The 20,235-nt window shown below is 68.0% G+C and carries 14 protein-coding genes; 4 read left to right on the top strand and 10 right to left on the bottom strand.

The window, feature by feature from the left end; translation table 11 throughout:
* The 7 genes from htpG to MRY84_RS01525 all read right to left on the bottom strand — a co-directional run.
* A partial coding sequence (gene htpG / locus MRY84_RS01555) for a molecular chaperone HtpG (protein ID WP_291504009.1) occupies positions 1–1,947 on the bottom strand: 1,947 nt, incomplete at its 3' end.
* Between the two features lie 166 nt (positions 1,948–2,113).
* On the bottom strand, positions 2,114–3,049 hold the full coding sequence (locus tag MRY84_RS01550) for an exopolyphosphatase (protein ID WP_291504008.1): 936 nt from the start codon (positions 3,047–3,049) through the stop codon (positions 2,114–2,116).
* A gap of 120 nt (positions 3,050–3,169) precedes the next feature.
* Positions 3,170–4,384, bottom strand: a complete 1,215-nt coding sequence (locus MRY84_RS01545; protein WP_291504007.1) for an alpha/beta hydrolase — start codon at positions 4,382–4,384, stop codon at positions 3,170–3,172.
* Positions 4,385–4,526: 142 nt separating this feature from the next.
* Positions 4,527–5,546 carry a pseudouridine synthase gene (locus MRY84_RS01540; protein WP_291504006.1) on the bottom strand — a complete coding sequence of 340 codons (1,020 nt, stop codon included), beginning with the start codon at positions 5,544–5,546 and terminating at the stop codon, positions 4,527–4,529.
* 57 nt (positions 5,547–5,603) lie between these two features.
* Positions 5,604–7,964 carry an EAL domain-containing protein gene (locus MRY84_RS01535; protein ID WP_291504005.1) on the bottom strand — a complete coding sequence of 787 codons (2,361 nt, stop codon included), beginning with the start codon at positions 7,962–7,964 and terminating at the stop codon, positions 5,604–5,606.
* Positions 7,961–8,548, bottom strand: a complete 588-nt coding sequence (locus tag MRY84_RS01530) for a methylamine utilization protein (protein WP_291504011.1) — start codon at positions 8,546–8,548, stop codon at positions 7,961–7,963. Before MRY84_RS01530 ends, MRY84_RS01535 begins: the two co-directional genes overlap by 4 nt.
* 53 nt (positions 8,549–8,601) lie before the next feature.
* Complete coding sequence (locus MRY84_RS01525; RefSeq protein ID WP_291504004.1) at positions 8,602–9,498, bottom strand: DUF4394 domain-containing protein; 897 nt, start codon at positions 9,496–9,498, stop codon at positions 8,602–8,604.
* A gap of 404 nt (positions 9,499–9,902) precedes the next feature.
* Here MRY84_RS01525 and MRY84_RS01520 point away from each other — a divergent pair, with 404 nt between their 5' ends.
* On the top strand, positions 9,903–11,618 hold the full coding sequence (locus MRY84_RS01520; RefSeq protein WP_291504003.1) for a methyl-accepting chemotaxis protein: 1,716 nt from the start codon (positions 9,903–9,905) through the stop codon (positions 11,616–11,618).
* Positions 11,619–11,785: 167 nt separating this feature from the next.
* On the opposite strand, the gene MRY84_RS01515 is transcribed toward MRY84_RS01520, so the two are convergent.
* Positions 11,786–12,499: a Crp/Fnr family transcriptional regulator gene (locus MRY84_RS01515; RefSeq protein WP_291504002.1), complete on the bottom strand. Its 714-nt coding sequence runs from the start codon at positions 12,497–12,499 to the stop codon at positions 11,786–11,788.
* A 184-nt stretch (positions 12,500–12,683) separates the two neighbouring features.
* On the opposite strand from MRY84_RS01515, the gene MRY84_RS01510 reads away from it, so the two are divergent.
* Positions 12,684–13,865 carry an ABC transporter substrate-binding protein gene (locus MRY84_RS01510; protein WP_291504001.1) on the top strand — a complete coding sequence of 394 codons (1,182 nt, stop codon included), beginning with the start codon at positions 12,684–12,686 and terminating at the stop codon, positions 13,863–13,865.
* Positions 13,866–14,010: 145 nt separating this feature from the next.
* On the opposite strand, the gene MRY84_RS01505 is transcribed toward MRY84_RS01510, so the two are convergent.
* Positions 14,011–14,898: a general secretion pathway protein GspB gene (locus MRY84_RS01505; protein ID WP_291504000.1), complete on the bottom strand. Its 888-nt coding sequence runs from the start codon at positions 14,896–14,898 to the stop codon at positions 14,011–14,013.
* Between the two features lie 246 nt (positions 14,899–15,144).
* Positions 15,145–16,938, bottom strand: coding sequence for an AAA family ATPase (locus MRY84_RS01500; RefSeq protein WP_291503999.1), 1,794 nt, complete (start codon positions 16,936–16,938; stop codon positions 15,145–15,147).
* Between the two features lie 523 nt (positions 16,939–17,461).
* On the opposite strand from MRY84_RS01500, the gene MRY84_RS01495 reads away from it, so the two are divergent.
* Both MRY84_RS01495 and MRY84_RS01490 read left to right on the top strand, forming a co-directional pair.
* Positions 17,462–19,408: an AMP-binding protein gene (locus MRY84_RS01495; protein WP_291503998.1), complete on the top strand. Its 1,947-nt coding sequence runs from the start codon at positions 17,462–17,464 to the stop codon at positions 19,406–19,408.
* 35 nt (positions 19,409–19,443) lie between these two features.
* Positions 19,444–20,229, top strand: a complete 786-nt coding sequence (locus tag MRY84_RS01490) for an ABC transporter ATP-binding protein (RefSeq protein ID WP_291504010.1) — start codon at positions 19,444–19,446, stop codon at positions 20,227–20,229.
* Positions 20,230–20,235 lie beyond the last annotated feature (6 nt).

Genomic DNA, 20,235 nt, shown 5'->3' with positions numbered 1-20,235 from the left:
GGCCGCCGGGTCGGCCGGCAAGCCGCCTTCGGCCAGCAGCGCCTGGTCGAACAGGATGTGCGCCAGGTCATGGAAGTGCACGCTGCCTTCGAGTTTCTTGACCAGCGCATGCTCGGCATTCACCTCCAGCACGGGCTTGGTGGCCGGCGCCTGCTGGCCAGCCTGCTTGAGCAGGCGCGCGAGCTGGGTGCTCATGCCGTCGTCCTGCACCACCAGGCAGGCGGGGGAATCGACCAGGCGCGTGGTCACGCGCACGTCCTCGGCCTTGTCCTTGAGCGCTTCCTTGAGCTTGGCCAGCACGGGCTTGAAGGCTTCGGCGGCTTCCTCAGCCGCCTTCTTCTCGGCCTCGTCCTGGAGCTTGCCCAGGTCCACGGCACCCTTGGCCACGCTTTGCAGCGGGGTGCCATCGAACTCGTGCAAATAGTTCAGCGCCCACTCGTCCACGCGGTCGGTCATGAGCAGCACCTCGATACCCTTCTTCTTGAAGACTTCGAGCTGCGGACTGTTCTTGGCGGCGGCGAGCGTGTCGGCCGTGATGTAGTAGATGGCCTCCTGGCCTTCCTTCATGCGGGCCTTGTAGTCGGCAAAGGACACGCTCACGGCGTCGCTTTGCGTGGAGGCAAAGCGCAGCAGCTTGGCCAGGCGCTCGCGGTTGGCAAAGTCCTCGCCCAGGCCTTCCTTGAGCACTGCACCAAACTCGCTGTAGAACGCGGTGTACTTGCCTTCCTTGGCCTTGTCTTCCTCGCTCACCACGTCCGTCACACCATCGGCGCCTTCGGCCGCAGCGGCTTCGTGCCTGTCGTGCTTGGCCAGGTCTTCCAGCATGCTCAGCACGCGCTTGGTCGAGCCTTCGCGGATGGCGCGCACATCGCGGCTTTCCTGCAGCAGCTCGCGGCTCACGTTCAGCGGCAGGTCGGCCGAGTCGATCACGCCCTTGACGAAGCGCAGATAGGTGGGCATCAGCGCCTCGGCGTCGTCCATGATGAAGACGCGCTTGACGTACAGCTTCACGCCCGCCTTCTTGTCGCGGTTCCACAGGTCGAACGGCGCCTTGGCCGGGATGTACAGCAGCTGCGTGTACTCGGTGTTGCCCTCCACGCGGTTGTGCGCCCAGGTGAGCGGCGCCTCGTGGTCATGGCTGATGGTCTTGTAGAACTCGGCGTACTGCTCGTCGGTGATGTCCTTCTTGGGGCGCGTCCACAGGGCGCTCGCCTTGTTCACCGTTTCCCACTCACCCGTCTTGACCATGCCGCCGGGCTGGCGGCCACCGTTCTCGTCATTGGGGTTGATGAGCTCGCCGTCCTTCCACTCTTCCTTTTCCATGAGGATGGGCAGGCTGATGTGGTCGGAATACTTGGCGATGACGGACTTGAGCTTCCAGGCGTTCAGAAACTCCTCGGCGTCGTCGCGCAGGTGCAGGATGATGCTGGTGCCGCGGGCGGGACGGGTGATGGTTTCGACTTCGAAGTCGCCCGTGCCACTGCTGATCCAGCGCACGCCTTCCTCGGCCTTCAGGCCCGCGCGGCGCGATTCCACGGTGATCTTGTCGGCCACGATGAAACCGGAATAGAAGCCCACGCCAAACTGGCCGATGAGCTGGGCGTCAGCCTTCTGGTCGCCCGAGAGCTTGCCCATGAAGTCCTTGGTGCCGCTCTTGGCGATGGTGCCCAGGTGGTCGATGGCCTCCTGCTGGCTCATGCCGATGCCGTTGTCTGTGATGGTCAGTGTCTTGGCGGCCTTGTCGAAGCTCACGCGCACTTCCAGGTTGGGCGCGTCTTCGTACAGGGCATTGTTGTTCAGGGCTTCGAAGCGCAGCTTGTCGCAGGCGTCCGACGCGTTGGAGATCAGCTCGCGCAGGAAGATCTCCTGGTTGGAGTACAGCGAGTGGGTGACCAGGTGCAGCAGCTGCGCCACCTCCGCCTGGAAGGACAGGGTTTGTTTGCTCATGGATGGATTTCCCTCGGTGGAGTCACAAAAAACAAGGGGGCCGAGGCGGCGTGAAACCGCCCGCCGGGGCCCGGCAGGCGGCACATAGGGGCGGTTGGGCGGGTTTCAAGCCCCAACGGGGCAAGCCGGCGCGCAGCGGTCTTGCACCCGCAGGGACGGGCGGCGTTCAGCCCGCCGTGGAGATGCGCTGCACGAGCGCCTGCAGGATGCCGTCGGCCTTGTCGTTGGCCACTTGGCAGGTGCCCGCGGCGGCGTGCCCGCCACCGCCAAACTCCAGCATCAGGTTGCCCACGTGCACCTGGCTGCTGCGATCCAGAATGGATTTGCCCGTGGCGAACACGGTGTTCTGCTTCTGCAGGCCCCACATCACGTGGATGGAGATATTGCAGTCAGGGAACAGCGCGTAGATCATGAAGCGGTTGGTGGCCCAGATGGTCTCTTCCTCGCGCAGGTCCAGCACCACCAGCCTGCCGATGCGGATGGCGCAGCGGCGCAGCTGTTCCTGGGCCTTGGGGGCATGCTCGCGGTAGAGCTGCACGCGCTCCTGCACGTCGGGCAGCGCCAGGATTTCGTCGATGGTGTGGTCGCGGCAGTACTTGATCAGGTCCATCATCAGCGTGTAGTTGCTGATGCGGAAGTCGCGAAAGCGCCCCAGGCCCGTGCGCGAATCCATCATGTAGTTCAGCAGCACCCAGCCCTGCGGGTCGAGGATGTCCTCGCGGGAGTACTGCGCGGAGTCGGCCTGGTCCACCGCCGCCATCATCTCGTCGGTGATGCGCGGGAACGCCGCCTTGCCGCCGTAGTGGTTGTAAACCACGCGCGCGGCCGATGGGGCATGGGCCTCGATGATGTGGTTGGTGTCGCGCCGGCCCGAGTTGCGCACGGTTTCGGACTCGTGGTGGTCGAACACCAGGTGCGCCCCCGGCACGTAGGGCAGGTTGGTGGTGATGTCGCGGCTGGTGATGGCCACCTTGCCGTCCTGCATGTCCTTGGGATGCACAAAGGTGATCTCGTCGATGAGGTCCAGCTCATTGAGCAGCACGGCGCAAACCAAGCCGTCAAAGTCGCTGCGGGTCACCAGGCGGTATTTCGCTTCGCTCACACGTTTCTCCTTGTTACATTCCTGTGGGGCACGATGGTAGCGGCCCCCCGGCAGGCGGCAAGCCCGCTGGGGTGAAAAAAGCGTCCTTTGGGGCGGTTGTGCGGTTGTGGGAACGGATTCTCAAGACCCCAGCCAGCGCTCGAGCTGCTGCGCCACGCGCACATCCCCCAGGAGTTGCAGGTGCCCCATGCAGTAGCAAACGGCTTGCCGCCCTTTGGGAAACCCCAGCGTGCGCCCGGCCTCGTCGTGCACGCCCAGCGCGCTGCGCAGTGGCACAAGCCCGTCACCCAGCAGCCGCTCTGCAGCCGCCCCACGCCGCGCGCCTAGCGTGGCTGCCACGGCGTAAGCCGCCACACCGGCGGGCAGCGGCACAGGGGTGCGCGCGTCGGGGCTTTGGCGAAAGCGGTCTCGGCCTTGCCAGTCGGATGCGAGCAGGTGGCCATAGTGCAGGTCCGTGATGCCCGCGCTGCGCAGCCGCGCCAGGCGCGCAAAGGGACGCGAATAGACCGAACGGCCCAGCAATGCGTGCACCCATTGGCCAGCCCGCGCAAGCGGCGCACCATGGTGCGGCGTGCCCAGAAACACCAGGTGCCGCAGCAAGGGCAGCCAGGCAGCGTCTGGCGCACCGGGCGCAGCCGCCTGCGCGCACGCGCTGCGCGCCACCAGCCCGCCCATGCTGTGGGCCAGCAGCGACAGCTCCGACACCGGGACGGGCCAGCGCGCCACCAGTTCATGCAGCTGCGCGCTGAGCTGGGCTCCGTTGTCGGAAATGTGCAGCCCGGTGTTGTAGCGCAGGTACACCGGGGTGTAGCCCAGGGCCTGGGCCAAGTGGGCACCATGGTCGTGGCCGTCGCGCTGCCACTGCAGGTCGTTCATGCACAGGCCGTGCACCAGCACCAGCAGCTTGCCGGTGGCTGCCCCCCTGGCGGCGAGTGTGGGAAGGTCGAGCGGCAGCCCGTGCTGGTACCAGCCCATGCGGGTGCACAGCGGGTTGCCATCGTTCTGCAGGCGGTCGCCCATCACGCCATTGAGCGCGGCCAGCACGGCTTCACGTTCCCACTGCACGCCAGACGGCGGCGTCTCGGCCTCAAAAAACGGCTCCAGCCGGGCCAGGCCCGCCTGCAGACCGGCGTCCACCAGGCGGGTCACGCCCCGGACGCTCTGGTAGACCAGCCCCGTCAAGCCCCGCGCCTGCCCCGGCTGCGCACCGCCGGGCAGGCCCAGCGTTCCCAGCACCGACTGGTGCACGCCCTCGGCCACGCGGCTGACGCTGATGGTGGCCTGCGCAGCCAGCCGTGCCACGCCGCGCAGGTCCGACGCGCGCAACTGTTTCATCGGTCCGGTCTTGGAGACCCGCTGGGACGGCTTGGCCGCAGTTCTCGCGGAGCCGGAACCGGCGTCAGCGCGTGGCGAGGGTGGCGTCATGACAAAAGGCTCCTGAAGCAAGGCGGTGGGCGTGCGGAAGGAGCCCGATCGCTCAAAACCGCTCGTGGGGCGAAAGGTAGCGCCATTGGCCGACCGGCAGGTTGCCCAGCGTCACGCGGCCGATGCGGATGCGCTTGAGGCCGACCACCTTCAGGCCCACCAGCTCGCACATGCGGCGGATCTGGCGCTTCTTGCCTTCGGTGAGCACAAATCGCAGCTGCTCGGGGTTCTGCCATTCCACCTTGGCTGGCTTGAGCGCCTGGCCGTCGAGCGACAACCCGTGGCACAGCCGCGCGAGCTGCTCGCGCGGGAAGGCCGCCTGTACGTCGGTGGCGATATCGCCATACTGCACGCGGACCAGATACTCCTTGTCCACGGTGGAATCTTCGCCAATCAGCTGGCGCGCCACGCGGCCGTCCTGCGTGAGCACGAGCAGGCCCACCGAGTCGATATCGAGCCGCCCGGCGGGCGCCAGGCCGCGCAGCTGCGGCGGCGAAAACCGGTTGCGGCTGGAATCTTCACGCCAGTGCGTGCGGGGATTGATGAGCGCCACGGCCGGCGTGTGTCCGTCTTCGGCCTGGCCGCTCACGTAGCCCACGGGCTTGTTCAGCAAAATGGTGACGCGCTGCTCCTGGAACCCCTGGGCAGCCTTGTCCACTTCGATGCGGTCGGTGGGCAGCACCTGCACGCCCATCTCCGCCACCTGGCCGTTGACCTTGACCCAGCCCTGGGCGATCCAAGCATCCGCCTCGCGGCGCGAGCACAGGCCCAGCTCGGCCATGCGCTTGTTCAGGCGCGAGGTGGGCAGGCTGCCCGCAGGCACGGGAGCCTTGGCCGGCGCCTGGCGCACCGGGGCCACGAACGGCCCGCCCGAGGCGGTGCGGTAGCCGGTGGGTGCAGGCGAGCGGGGCGGTGCGGACGGACGCGGACGGGGTGCAGGTGCCGGGGCGGGCCGCGCGGGCGCCGCCTTGGCCGCGACCGTCAGCGTGGGCCGGCGCAGCACGGGGCGGGCCGCGGGGGCGGCAGCATCCGGAGCCGGGCCGGACGGCGGGCGTGAACTGGAGGAAGACATTGGGCGTATTTTCGCTTGCGCGGCCTCGCGAGCCCGAAAAGGCACCGCGCAGCCGCTTCAGGAGGCCTGCGCAGCGCCTGTGCTGTGCGGCTCCCAAGCCAGGAAATCGGCCACCGGCATGGGCCGCGCGATATGGTAGCCCTGCGCCTCGTCGCAGGCCAGCGTGCGCAGGCTCTCCAGGATGGCGGCGTTCTCCACCCCCTCAGCCACCACCGTGAGCCCCAGGTTGTGCGCCAGATCGATGGTCGAGCGCACGATCATGGCGTCGTCCTGGTCCGTCTGCATGCTCATCACGAAGGATTTGTCGATCTTGAGTTCATCCACCGGCAGCCGCTTGAGGTAGGCCAGCGACGAATACCCGGTGCCGAAGTCGTCGATGGACAGCTTGAAGCCCTGCTCCGAAAGGCGGTTGAGCATGGCCTCGGCGCGCTGGGGGTCGTCCATGATGGCGCTCTCGGTGATCTCCAGGCAGAAGCCGCTGGCCGGCACGCCGTGGCGCAGCAGGATGTCGGCCAGACGGTTGCTGAGTTCTGGGTCCAGCAGGTCGCGCGTGGACAGGTTGACCGACACCCGCAGCGCCAGGCCGCGCGTGCGGGGGTCGGCCAGCAGCCGAGCCACCTCTTCCAGCATCCACAGCGTGAGCTGCCGCACAAACCCTGTCTGCTCGGCGAACGGGATGAACTGCATGGGCGGCACCAGGCCGCGCTGCGGGTGCTGCCAGCGCACCAGGGCCTCGGCCGCGCGGCCCGGCTGCCCGTGCAACGGGACCTTGGGCTGCAGGTACAGGCGCAGCTCGTGGTGCTCCACGGCGTGGCGCAGCTCGGTCAGCAGCGAAAGGGTCTGGGTGCTGGCCGAATCGAAGGAGGGGTCGTACTGCTGCGCTCCGCTGAGCTGGCGCTTGGCGGCATACATGGCGATCTCGGAGCGGCTGAGCAGCGTGTCCGCGTCGTCGGCATCCCGGGGCCAGCAGGCGATGCCGATGCCGGCACTCAGGTCCACCGTCTGGTCCGCAAAGGCCAGCGGCGCCTCGAACGAATGCGTGATGCGCAGCGCCGTGGCCTGGGCGGTGGCCGCATCGGCCCCCTGCAGCAGCACCGCGAACTCGTTGCCGCCCAGCCGGGCGATCATGTGCCCAGGCTCCGGCACCTGCTGGCGCAGCCGCTCGGCCACGGCCTGCAGCAGGCGGTCGCCAAAGGCGTAGCCAAGCACGTCGTTCACGTGCTTGAAACGGTCCAGGTCGAGCGTGAGCACGGCCAGCGATGGCCGGGGCGCCACGCTGTCGGCGGTTTGTGCGATGGCCGACACCACCGCCTCGCGAAAGCGCTCCCGGTTGGGCAGGCCGGTGAGCCGGTCCCAATAGGCCAAGCGGCGTACCTCGCTCTGCTGCGCGGCGATGTCCACCCGCATGTGGTCGAACGAGCGCGCGAGATTGCCGATCTCGTCGCTGCGATCGGTGTGTTCCAGCGGCACGTCGTATTCACCGCGCGAGAGCCGCCGCGTGGCGGCCAGCAGCGAGCGCAGCGGCGTGGTCAGGCGCTGCGCCACCAGCCCCGTGCCCACGGCAAACAGCAGCACACCGGCCACCGTGATGATGGCCAGCAGCACCTGCAACTGCCGGTAGGGGGCCAGCACTTCGTCCACGGACCGCAGCAGCAGCGCCTGCACCTCGCCCCCCTGGCTGTCCAGGCGGATGGCGCGCGCCAGCAGCGTGCCCTCGGGTGTCTGCAGCTCGCCCGAGGGCACGCCCCGGCTTTGCAACAACGCCAGCGAGCCCGGCGGCAGCGTGCTCACCGGCACCTTCGCCGCACCGTCCGCACCCTTCACCACCAGCGCCACGTGCACCGACAGCAGTTGCCGCATCTCGTCGGCCAGGGTCTGGTTGACCGGGAACCCCATGAGCACCCACCCAATGACCACCGGCGCGCGCAGCGGCACCATCACGAACTGGTAGGGCACGCCATCCATCACCGCGATCTGGCTACCCTGCGGCCGAGCAGCCAGCGGCGGGACCAAGGCATGCAAGGTGGCGGGGAACGCTTCCATGCGGCCCGACAGGCTGGCCGCGCGCAGTTCCAAATCGGTGCCCAACAAGGCGGTGACGGCAGCGCCGATGCGGCTGCCATGGTTCTCCAGCACCGACTGGATGGTTTCCTCGTCGCCCGAATTCACGGCCGAGCGAAAGCCGTAGTCGGCAGCCAGCAACGCGGAGCCCTGGCGGAGCTTGTCGGCGTTCTGCTCCAGCAGCCGGCGCCAGACGTTCTCGTCCAGGTCCAGCGCCTGCGCGATCTGCGCGCGGGCATTGCGGTCAATGGTGGCGCGCACCACCGCAAAGCCTGCCGCCTGCACGATGAGCAAGAGCAGCAGCGAGAGCCCGACCAGCCGAACGATCAGGCTGTGCCAGGGTGAGCGCAGCGTCAAGGCAGCAACCCCGTCATGCGCACCGATGCAAGGGCTGCCCCGGTGGCAGGCACGGCAAGCACCTGCTCCTGCGCGGGCGCGCCCACGGGCAACCGCGTGTGCCAAGTGCGCAAGGTGTAGGTGCCGGGCGGCACGTTGTCGATCTGCGCGCGGCCGGATGCGCTGGGCGTGCGCGCGTAGTACGGGGTCTCGACCACCACCACCCAGCCGACCATCTGGTCATGGATGTTGCAGCCCAGCACAGCCACGCCCGGGCGGTCGAACAGCACGGGGTTGGCGGGCGTGCCGGTGTAGAGCTTGAGTTCGAACTTCTTGGCCGGCGAAAACGAATACACGTGGTGCCGCACGGAGTCGTGGTTGGGGAAGCGCACCTCGGTCCCTACGGGCACCACCAGCACGCCGGGCACGAATTGCCGCTTTTCCTGCGCCATCTCCGCGCCGGCCAACGGCTTGGCTGCCCTGCGCGCTTCGGCGGATTCGAGGAACACCACAGCGTCGGCCAGCGGCTTGCCCGCCGCATCCATCACCTCGACCTGCACCGTGGCGGCCGAGGCCGCCGTGGGCAGGGCAGCCAGCCATGCCATGGCCGCGCAGGCCACCGCCCGTCTGGCGGTGCGCGGGGCCGAGCAGGTGTGGCTCATGGTTCGATGGCCATGCCGACCAGGGGGGCGCCTTCACCCACTTTGCCCAACGGCCGGGTGGCCCCCGTGCGCAGGTCCACCAGGTGCAGGTGGGTCTGGCTGTCGACCGTGGTGCGCACCGCGATCAGCGCGGTGTTGCCCACGTCCGAGATATCGAACGCCACGTCCAGCAACGGCGGCAGGCCCAGCGAGCCCACGGTACGCAGCTGGCCGGTGTTGGGCGACACCACGGGTGTGGCGCCTTCGCGCGAGCCTTGCATGACCAGCACGCCGAGCGCACGATCGATCGCGTAGTTGGTGGTGATCTTGCTGTCCTGCGTGTTGTAGGTGTAGGCAGCACCGGCGATATCGGGCGCGCGGCCGGCGTGGACGTCGCTCCAGGCGTAGCGCAGGGCCGGATCGGGCTGTACGCCGTCTACCGCTGGGGCGCCGTCGACGGCGGCGCCGGTGTCGGGGTGCAGTCGCAGGTTCTGGCCGGTGTTCGACACCACCCGGATCCGGTCCGCCACCGGGTTGAAGTCAAAGCCAAACGCCGTGCCCCGCAATCCCACAACGGCCGGCCCCGGGCCAACCGCGCGCAGCGCACCGGTGGGGATGTCCAGCGTGTACAGGCGCCCCGCTTGCGAGAGCGCATAGAGCACGCCGCGCGCCACCCGAAAGTCGATGCCCACCAGGCGCTCGCCCGCCGGCAGGCCCGTGACCGCGCGCCGCTCCAGGATGCGGTCCGGCTGGCCGGCCTGGAAGGTGATGAGCTCGTGCGAGGCCGTCACGGCAACGACCAGCTCGCGCTGCGGTGACTCCGGCGCGGGCGCCGTTGCACAGCCCGCCAGGGCTGCGCCTCCCAGCGCTGCAGCAGCCATGCGGCGCACCAGGGAAGAGGAAGATGGTTTCATCGCGGGCCTCGTATCTGTAACGGGTTTATACCTGATGCGTTCCTGGCGCGCGATCCAGGGCCCTCGCGGAAGGAAACGCCTTGCTACATTTTGAATAGCATTTTGCGCCGATTGGACCAGCGTAAACACCAGTTTGACCTGAAACTCGCAGCAGTGATACTGCAACAGCTCATAGGCACCAGACACCCGGAAATTTGTAACAAGGCAGCCCATGCACAAAGGGCATATTGGGATCCGTTTACGTCATGACACAAATCGTTCTTTTTGCCTACACTGGTTTTAGTCCGCGCCGACGCCACGCCCCAGGAAGCAGTAGCTCCCTAGCTCCTGAATGAGGCGGGTACCTTTATTGCTTATCCCGCTCCACCACGATTGACTGGCCCCAGAGCCAAGAAGGAAACACCATGCAGCCCGCCACCTCTTTGAAATCCCTGTCGATCTCCAGCCGACTGGGGCTGGGCTTTGGATGCCTGCTGGTGCTGCTGGTGGCCGTGGCGGCCCTGGGCCAGCTCTCGGTAGGCAAGGTGCATGACCAGATGCGCAACATCACCGGGGTGGGTGCCCAAAAGGCCAAGCTGGTCAACAGCATGCTCGAAAGCGTGAGCGCCATCGGCATCCAGAGCCGCTCGGCCGCCATGCTCAACGACATTGACCCCAAGCAGGCGCGCGAACAGATTGCAGCGGTGGCCAAGACACTCAAGACGTATACCACCCAGGAAGCCGCGCTGGCCGAGCTGCTGACCCCCGCCAACGCCACGCCCGCCGAGATCAAGCTGCTGGGTGAAGTGCAGGACCTGGGCAAGAAAACCCGCCCCGAACTCGACATTGCCATCAAGTCCGCTGACGACGGCGACACTGTGAGCGCCACGCTGGCGCTGATGACCCGCGTGGCCCCCAGCGAGACCGCCTGGCGGGCCAAGCTCGGCGAACTCATCGAACTGCAGAACACGCTGAATGCCGAAGCCACGGCGTCGACCGAGCGCACGCAAGGCCAGGCCCGCTTGGTGGGCGGCCTGCTGGTGCTTCTGGCCATCGGGCTCGGCGTGCTGATTGCCTGGCGCATCACTGCAAGCATCACGGCCCCGATTGGCCGCGCGGTGGTGGTGGCCGAGCGCATTGCGCGCGGCGACCTCACCTCGCAAGTCGAGGTGCGCATCCACGATGAAACCGGGCGGCTGCTCGAAGCCATTGCCGCCATGCAGGAGCGCCTGCGCACCTTGGTGGGCGAGATCAGCCAGGCTGCCGACTCCATCCTCGTGGCCAGCTCCGAGGTGGCCTCGGGCAACCTGGACCTGAGCCAGCGCACCGAGCAGACCTCGCACAACCTGCAAAGCGCGGCCTCGTCGCTGGAGGATCTGACCGGCACGGTGTCCCAAAGCGCGGATTCGGCCCGCCAGGCCAACCAGCTCGCGTCCACGGCATCCGAGACGGCCACGCGCGGCGGGGAGGTGGTGTCGCAGGTGGTGAGCACCATGGACACCATCAGCGCCAGCTCACGCAAGATTGCCGACATCATCAGCGTGATCGACGGCATCGCGTTCCAGACCAACATCCTCGCGCTCAACGCCGCCGTCGAGGCGGCCCGCGCTGGCGAGCAGGGCCGGGGCTTTGCCGTGGTGGCCGGCGAAGTGCGCAGCCTGGCCGGCCGCTCGGCCAACGCGGCACGCGAGATCAAGACCTTGATCAGCACCAGCGTCGAGCAGGTACAGGAAGGCAGCACGCTCGTGAATCACGCCGGCAAGACCATCCAGGAGTTGGTGCTGTCGGTGCGCCGCGTGTCCGACATCATGGGCGAGATCACTGCCGCCACCCAGGAGCAAAGCCAGCGCATCGGCCACGTGAGCCATTCGGTGGGCGCGCTGGAGGAGATGACGCAGCAGAACGCCGCACTGGTGGAAGAAGGCGCGGCGGCGGCGGACAGTCTCAAGGACCAGGCGGGGCGGCTCACGCAGATGGTGGGCACCTTCCGCCTCTCGCGCAACGACGGAGTCGACGAGGACGGCTGGGGGTTGTCTGGCCCGTCGGCGTCGGCCCGTCCGGTGCCGGCTCCAGCCCGTGCTGCCGCCCCGCGCAATTTGGCCTCTGCCACCACACGCGCTCCTGCACTGCCTCGCGGCTGAACCTGCGCAGGTCGTCACTGGCGCGGTGCTGGGCGGGAGGCAGCGGCCCAGACGCTGCGGCGCACCCGGCCAGGCCTTCACCCCTACCGCCAGACCTCCGATACCGGCGTGCCGCAGGCCAGGGCAGCCGAGCAATGGCCGCCCCGCAGCGAGGGCTGCGTCTCCCCTCAGGGGGGTGCCACGCTAGACCGCAGCGCCGCCAGGTCCAGCACCCGCAGGCCCCCGTATTCGACGCGGATCGCGCCCTGCGATTCCAGCGCCGCCAGCGCCTCGTTCACCCGCTGGCGCGACAGCCCCACCAGATAGGCCAGCTCCTGCTGCGTGATGCGCAGCACCTCGCCCACGCCCGGGTACAGCACGGGGTTGAACAGCGACGCCAGGCTGCGCGCCACACGCACGTCGGGATTATTCAGCCGGTCGATCTCGCGCGCGGCGATGAACTGGCCCAGGCGCTCGTTGAGCTGGTTCATCACAAACCGGTTGAAGCCGATGGAGTGGTCCAGCAGCCAGTGAAAGCTGTCGATGGGCAGCCCGGCCACCACGCTCTTGCGCAAGGCCTGGATGTTGTACCGGTAGGGCTCGCGCTTCAAGGCCGTGCCTTCCCCAAACCAGCCGCCCGGCGGCAGCCCGGCGTAGGTCATGGTCTGCCCCTGCGCGTTGTCGCTGCTCATCTTGAGCAGCCCCTGCACCACCCCAAACCAATAGGTGACCGGGCGCCCCACGCGGCACACGTAGTCGCCGGCCCGCGCGTCGCCCACCAACAGCGAGGCAATGGCCCGCTCGCGCTCGGCGGGCAGCAGCAAGCGGAGCCACGGAATGCCGTCCAGCTCCTCGTCGGTGGGCGGCCGACGCCGCTGGTGCAGCGAGAGATCCTGGTTCATGCGGGTGTCCATCGTGGCAATGGTAAAGAAGCGACGCGCCATTGCGGGCCGGCGCGGATGCGGGAATACCACGATCCGAATTGTCGTCAGGCAGACAAAAAAATGCCAATCTTGACGGGATGATGACGCTCCCCGCCGTCCGTCGCCCCTGCGGTCAAGGCGGAACAAGATCGAGGAGACACCCATGCCCCACACCCCGCGCTTTGCCAGCCCGTCCAGGCCGGCCGACGCGTCTTCATCCCGCATTCCCCGGCGCCATGTGTTGGCGGCTGCTGCCCTGCCCTGGCTGGGCCTGGGCGCGGCCCGCGCCCAGGAGGGCGCCATCCGCATCGCCCAATCCACGGCCCTGACCGGCCCGCTGGGCGACCTGGGTTCCGCCATGCACCAGGGCGCGAAAGCCGCGTTTGCCGCCATCAATGCACGCGGCGGCGTGCATGGCAAAAGCATCGAGCTCGTCACGCGGGATGATGCCTACGAGGTGCCCAAGGCGCTGGCCAACGTGGAGCAGTTTCTGGCCGACCCGAGCACCTTCGCCCTCTTCAACTGCATGGGCACGCCCATGATCGAGGCCATGCTGCCCAAGGTGATCGACAGCGGTGTCCCGTTCTTCGCGCCCTTTACCGGCGCGCAGCTCAGCCGCACCAAGGCCCGCAGCGTCTTCAACATCCGCGCCAGCTACGCCGACGAGGCCGAGAAGCTGGTGCAGCACCTTTCCACCATCGGCATCCAGCGCATCGGGATCGTCTACCAGAACAACACCTTCGGCAAAGAGGTCTACAGCGCAGCCAAGCAGTCGATGGACCGGCTCAAACTGCCCGAGGCGCTCACCGTGACGGTGGAAAACAACGCATCGGATGCGGGCGCGGCGGCGGCCAAGCTGGCCACGGGCAACCTCGAAGCCATCGTGATCGGCCTGGCAGGCAAGCCCACGCTGGAGTTCGTGAAGGCATTCCGCGCGCTCCAGCGCGGGGTGACGCTGTATGCCCTGTCGGTGATGGGCACCCCCGCCACGGTAAAGGCGCTGGGCGCAGACGCCACCGGCATGGCCATCTCGCAGGTGGTGCCGCTGCCTTCCAATGTGGTGATGCCCGTCGTGCGCGACTTTCAAGCAGCCTGGAAGGCATCGGGCGCCACGGCCGAAGCATCGCACCTGGCGCTGGAGGGCTACATCAACGCCCGCGTGTTCGCCGAGGCCTTGCACCGTGCGGGCCGCAACCCGACGCGTGCCGCTTTCCTTGACGCGGCCTGGAGCCTCAAGAAATGGGACCTGGGGGGCTATGAGATCAACGCGTCGGCACCGGAGCGCAACGCTTCTCGCTTCGTGGAGCTCACGCTCGTCGGGCGGGACGGAAGATTTCTGCGCTGACCTGCCGCGAGCGCAGCAGTCAATCGCTATGATTTTGATAGCTGCTGGCGCTTGATTATCAAGCGCCAGCAGCCCCATTGGCTAAAAACATTTCCAGGAAGGAATTCACGCTACCACGCCGAGCTCTGCGTGGTGCGTGAGGGCGTCACTGCGCGGCCACGGCATACCGATAGCCCCTGAACGCCCAGACGGTGCGCCCCGGCTCGATGCGCTCCAGCACCAGGCCCGGGGCTGCCTGGTCGCCTTCGTGCAGCACCTGCCCATTGACGATCGCCATGCGGTAGGCCGGGTTGCTGGAATGCGTGGCCCCCGTCACCTTGAGCACCGGCAACTGCGTGCGCAGCGCCTCGGGCAACTCGGCCTGCGTGAACACCGGGGCCGCGGGCGGGGGCGCCACGGACGCGTCCGGAGCGGGGCGCGCAGCGGGTGCCGGAGCAGGTGTGGACGATGCGATGGCGGGTGCGGCATTGCGCGACCGCGCAGGTTCGAGCGCCATGCCACGGGCAGCCGGGGCGGGAGCATCGTCCGCGGCCGTGGTGCGCTTGTCGCGCTCGCGTTCCTTGGGCTGTTCGCGCTGGGCGGCCGCATTGCGCGGCTCGGCGGGGCGTCGCTCGGGCGTGCGGGCCTCGGGGGACGTGGCGGTTCGCGCAGGCACGGCAGCACGCTCCGCGGCAGGCGGTGGCGGCGCCACAGGCCGCGCGGCCGGCGGTGGTGGTGGTGTCTCGGCCGGAGGAGTCGGTACGGCAGGCGCTGGGGCCGGGGGCGCCGATGGCGCAGCAGCCCCCACCGGTGCGGAGGCCACCGCCACGGGCACGGCAGGCGCCTGCGGGCGCAATGCCCACCACGTGCCTCCAGCGGCGAGGGCCGCCGCCCCCACGACACCCGCGGCCACCAGCCACAGGTTGGCCTGCCTGCCGCGCTCGGGCAGCAACGGCGCGCCCGTGGCCGCAGACGCCTGCGTGTGCAAGCCCGGCACGGCGCCCCGGCCGCGCTCGGCATCGGCGCGCCGCAACGCATCAAGGATGTATGACATGGTGAATTGGCAGGATGAGGTGCCCAGAGCCGGGAAAGCCGACAAAACCGGGAAATGCCTGGCAACCAGGCGCCGAATGCGCTGCAGCACTGCGGCCGCCAGCCAGGGTGAAACGCCAACGCAAAGGCGACGCGCCTCTGGGCGTTCTGCAGCGCGGCAGGGGACTGCGCGGTGGGCCCTCTGCAGTGGACTGCACCACGAGCAGACGAGCGGCGCCCAGCAGGTTCTTCAAGGTGCACAGCATGGTCAGCCCCCCTTGCGCAGACGCGGCTCGTTCACGCCCGCTGCACGGTTGAGCAGCATGAGCGTGAGTGGGCCGGCACGGCCATCGGGCGTCACGCCCTGGGCCAGCTGGAAGCGGTGGATGCGCGACTGGCGCAGCGCGGGGGTCATGGGCCGGCTGGAGGCGCCGGGGCCGCCCGCAGCCTTGCTCGCCAAGCGCTGGTCCAGCCAGGCGGTGCCAGCGGGGGTGTCGGTGATCTCGCCGCGCTCGGGCATGCCCGCCGGGGCGCGCCACAGCGTGGCAATGTCGCCGCGCCACACCTGGGCCAGCTCGGCCACCGGCACCCGCAACGTATGCCCGCCGCCTTCGAGCGTGGCGGTGTCGGCGTCCAAGGCGCGCAGCAACACCGGCACGGGCGCCTCGGCCTCTTCCGACGGGAACAGGCCCAGGAGCACGGGCCGGTCGATCTGCCGCACCAGGTTCAGGCCCGCGCGGCGGTTGCGGTAGCAGCGCAGGCCCTCGCGCGGCAGCGCGGTGCACGCGTCTCCCCCGGCGGGCACGGTGGCGCCCCAGGCAGCGGCCAGCGCCTGCCAGGCCGGCGCATCGGAAGCTGGCTGCGCGAGCACGAATTGCTCCAGAGAGGAGCCTGCGGCCCCGCTGGCGGCACCTGCCCCGGCGGGCGTCACCGTTGGGGCGACCGCGGAGGCTGCCGCAGCGGGCGCGGACGCCGGAGCGGAGGCGGGAGCCGACGCCCCTGCCAATCCACCCGATGCACCCGATGAAGCCGCGGAGGCCACAGGCGCCACGCTGGGCGCGGCCGGGGCCGGGGCCGGGTTCGCGGTGGCACCGCCCGGGCCACCCGGATGCGAGGGCCACAGGCCCGCGGCCCACCCGGCCGCCGCCACGGCCGCGGCGCCCACCACCATGCCCAGCCCCGCATGCATCCAGCGCGGCAGTCTGCGCCGAGCGCCATGCGCGCCAGCCGCCGAAGCCGGCGCATCGAACACCTCGCGCGCCGCGCGGTCCACGATGGCCTTGGTCACCTGCCGTGCGCCGGCCGCGTAGGCGCCCAGCAGCGCCCGGTCGCACAGCAGGTTGATGCGCCGGGGAATCCCGTGCGAGAGCTTGTGCACGCGCTGCATGGCACGCCGGTCAAACGGCAGCGGCCCCTGGAGCCCGGCCACCGCCATGCGATGCGCGATGTACTGCTGCGTCTCCTGCGGTGTAAGCGCTCCCAGGTGGAAGCGAGCGATCACGCGCTGGGCCAGTTGCTCCATGGACGGGTGTGCCACCAGGGCGCGCAGCTCGGGCTGGCCGATCAGGATGATCTGCAGCAGCTTGCGCTCGCTGGTTTCCAGATTGGTGAGCAGTCGCAGCTGCTCCAGCACGGTGGCCGAGAGGTTCTGCGCCTCGTCGATGATGAGCACCGTGTTGCGGCCCGCGCCATGCGCCGCCAGCAAGGAGGCGTTGAGCGGATCAATGTAGTCCTTCACGGTCTCGAGGCCGCCCGGCACGGTGGGCTTGTGGGGTATGCCGAACTCGTCGCAGATGGAGCGCAGCAGCTCCCGCACCGTGAGCTTGGGGTTGAAGATGTAGGCCACATTGCAGTGCTGCGGTATCTGCTCCAGGAAGCAGCGGCACACCGTGGTCTTGCCGGCGCCCACCTCGCCGGTGAGCAGCACAAAGCCTCCGCCCGCATCCAGCCCGTACAGCAGATGCGCCAGCGCCTCGCGGTGCCGCTCGCTCATGAACAGGTAGCGTGGGTCGGGCGCAATGGAGAACGGCGGGTGCTGGAGGCCGAAAAACGGGGCGTACATGGCGTGAAGGATACCGCCCTGTGAGAGCCTGCTTGCGATCTCCCAGGGGTCGCGCAGCGGTCTTTGCGGGATCGTGTGCAAGGCGCGGTGTGCGGCCAATAGCTCGGCTATTGGCAAACGCCGCAACGCGGCAGACCGCCCGCAAAGACCACTGCCCGAAGGGTTGGAGCGAAATCGGCTGATGAACTCGGAGCTTTGACGCCCCGGCTGCTCGCATGGGCATGAGCCTATACGGCGCAGCCGAAGCATCCACTTCATCACGATGGCACTCCAACACGGCCCCGAAAAGATCGCAAGCAGGTTCTTAGGCCCTCCAAACCACAGCCTGCGCCGTGCTCGGCAGCACCTGGCCGCCGAGGCAGGGTTTCACCCAGTGAGGAGTTTCCCGTAAATTGTCGTCGGCAAGACAAGATAACGTCAAAGTCGTCCTTACATTGGACCCCGACGCGCTAACACATCCGGACAGATGGAAGCGCCCGCCGCGGTCGCCGCGCGGACACCCATTTCTCATCGAGGACACGCAATGTTGACCACGTTCCCGAAATTGCTGCTCCAGCATGCCGCCGAGCGCCCCCACGCCCCGGCCCTGCGTGAAAAGGAATATGGCATCTGGCAGACCCACACGTGGGCGGACCTGGTGCGCCTGGTTGAACAGATCGCCGCGGGCCTGCACCAGGCCGGACTGCAACGCCACGAACACCTCGTGGTGATCGGCGCCAACCGCCCCCGGCTGTACGCCACCATGCTGGCGGCGCAGTCGCTGGGCGCCATCCCCGTGCCGCTGTACCAGGACGCCGTGGCGGCCGAGTGCATCTTCCCGCTGAACAACGCCGATGTGCGCTTTTGCCTGGTGGAAGACCAGGAGCAGGTGGACAAACTGCTGGAGATCCGCGAGCAGTGCCCCCGGATCAGCCACATCTACTACGACGACCCACGCGGCCTGCGCAAGTACACCGAAGAGGGCCTGTCCTCGCTGGACGCGCTCATCGAATCCGGCAAGGCCTTTGCCGCCAGCCAGCCCGGCTGGTTCCCGGCCGAGGTGGCCAAAGCCCAGCCCGGCGACGTGGCCGCGATGTTCTTCACCTCGGGCACCACAGGCAACCCCAAGGGCGTGGTTCACACGCACAGCACGCTGCTGGACCGCGCCTCGGCCGGTGCCGAGTTCGACAAGCTCACCGGCAGCGAGGAGGTGCTGGCCTACCTGCCCCCGGCATGGATCGGCCAGAACATCTTCAGCTACGCGCAATGGCTGGCCTGCGGCTACGTGGTCAACTGCCCCGAGTCGGCCAGCACGGTGACCATCGACCTGAAGGAAGTCGGCCCCACCTATTACTTCGCGCCACCCCGCATTTTTGAAGGTCTGCTCACCAGCGTGATGATCCGCATGGAAGACGCTGGCGCCCTCAAGCGCAAGATGTTCGAGGCCTGCATGCGCGTGGCCAAGCGCGTGGGCCCGGCCTTGATGGACGGCGAGCCCGTGGGCACGCTCGACCGCCTCAAGTACGCCCTGGGGAATGTGCTGGTGTACGGCCCGCTGCGCAACAACCTGGGTTTCAGCCGCGTGCGCGTGGCCTATACGGCGGGTGAAGCCATCGGCCCCGACCTGTTCACGTTCTACCGCTCCATCGGCATCAACTTGAAGCAGCTGTACGGCTCGACCGAGACCGCCGTGTTCGTGTGCCTGCAGCCCGACAACCAGGCGCGCGCCGACACCGTGGGCGTGCCGATCCGCGGCGTTCAGATCAAGGTGGCCGACAACGGCGAGATCCTCGTCAAGTCGGCTGGGCTGCTCAAGGAGTACTACAAGAACCCCGCTGCCACGGCCGAGGTGCTCACGGCCGACGGCTGGTATCACACCAGCGATGCGGGCTTTCTGGATGCGCACGGCCACCTCAAGATCATCGACCGCGTGAAGGACGTGGGCCGCATCCAGGGCGGCGCCAACGACGGTGCCATGTTCGCGCCCAAGTACGTGGAAAACAAGCTCAAGTTCTTCCCGCACATCAAGGAAGTCGTGGCCCTGGGCGACAAGCGCGAGAAGGTGTGCGTGATGGTCAACATCGACTTCGACGCCGTGGGCAACTGGGCCGAGCGGCGCAACCTGCCCTATGCCGGCTACACCGACCTCGCCCAGAAACCCGAGGTCTACGAACTCATCCGCGAATGCATCGAGAAGGTGAACGCCGACCTCGCCACCGACGCCATGCTCGCGGGCAGCCAGATCAGCCGCTTCCTGGTGCTGCACAAGGAGCTGGACGCCGACGATGGCGAACTCACGCGCACCAACAAGGTCCGCCGCGGCTTCATTGCCGAGAAGTACGCCGTGCTGGTGGATGCGCTGTACGCAGGCCGCACCGAGCAGTACATCGAGACGCAGGTTAAGTTCGAAGACGGTCGCACCGGCAGCGTGAGCGCCACGCTCAAGCTGATGGATACGAAAACGTTCGCCCCCGTGAAGGCCGCCGCATGAAGCCCGCGCTCTATCCGCTGGAGAAGCCCCCCATCATGAACACCAAGAAGATTGGCGACGTCATCCTCGATGTCCAGAACATCAGCCTCCGGTTCGGCGGTGTGAAGGCGCTGACCGACATCTCCTTCAATGTGAAAGAGCACGAGATCCGCGCCATCATCGGCCCCAACGGCGCGGGCAAGAGCTCCATGCTCAACTGCATCAACGGCGTGTACACCCCGTCCGAAGGCTCGATCACCTTCCGCGGCAAGACCTTCGACCACATGAACTCGCGCCAGGTGGCCGAGATGGGCGTGGCGCGCACCTTCCAGAACCTGGCGCTGTTCAAGGGCATGAGCGTGATCGACAACATCATGACCGGCCGCAACCTCAAGATCAAAAGCAACCTCTTGATGCAGGCGCTGCGCCTTGGCCCCGCCGAGCGCGAGGAAATCCGCCACCGCGAGTACGTCGAGCACATCATCGACTTCCTGGAAATCCAGGCCTACCGCAAGACGCCCGTGGGGCAGCTGCCTTACGGCCTGCAAAAGCGCGTGGACCTGGGCCGCGCACTGGCCATGGAGCCGCAGGTGCTGCTGCTGGACGAACCCATGGCCGGCATGAACGTGGAAGAGAAGCAGGACATGTGCCGCTTCATCCTGGACGTGAACGACGAATTCGGCACCACCATCGTGCTCATCGAACACGACATGGGCGTGGTGATGGACATCAGCGACCGCGTCGTGGTGCTCGACTACGGCAAGAAGATCGGCGATGGCAGCCCCGACGAAGTGCGCGGCAATGAGGACGTGATCCGGGCCTACCTGGGCACTTCGCACTGAAGCCCC

The organism is Acidovorax sp. (assembly GCF_022763525.1).
Taxonomy (GTDB): Bacteria; Pseudomonadota; Gammaproteobacteria; order Burkholderiales; family Burkholderiaceae_C; genus Acidovorax.
Note: the sequence above shows the minus strand (reverse complement) of the source record. Positions and strands in the feature narration are given on the sequence as shown.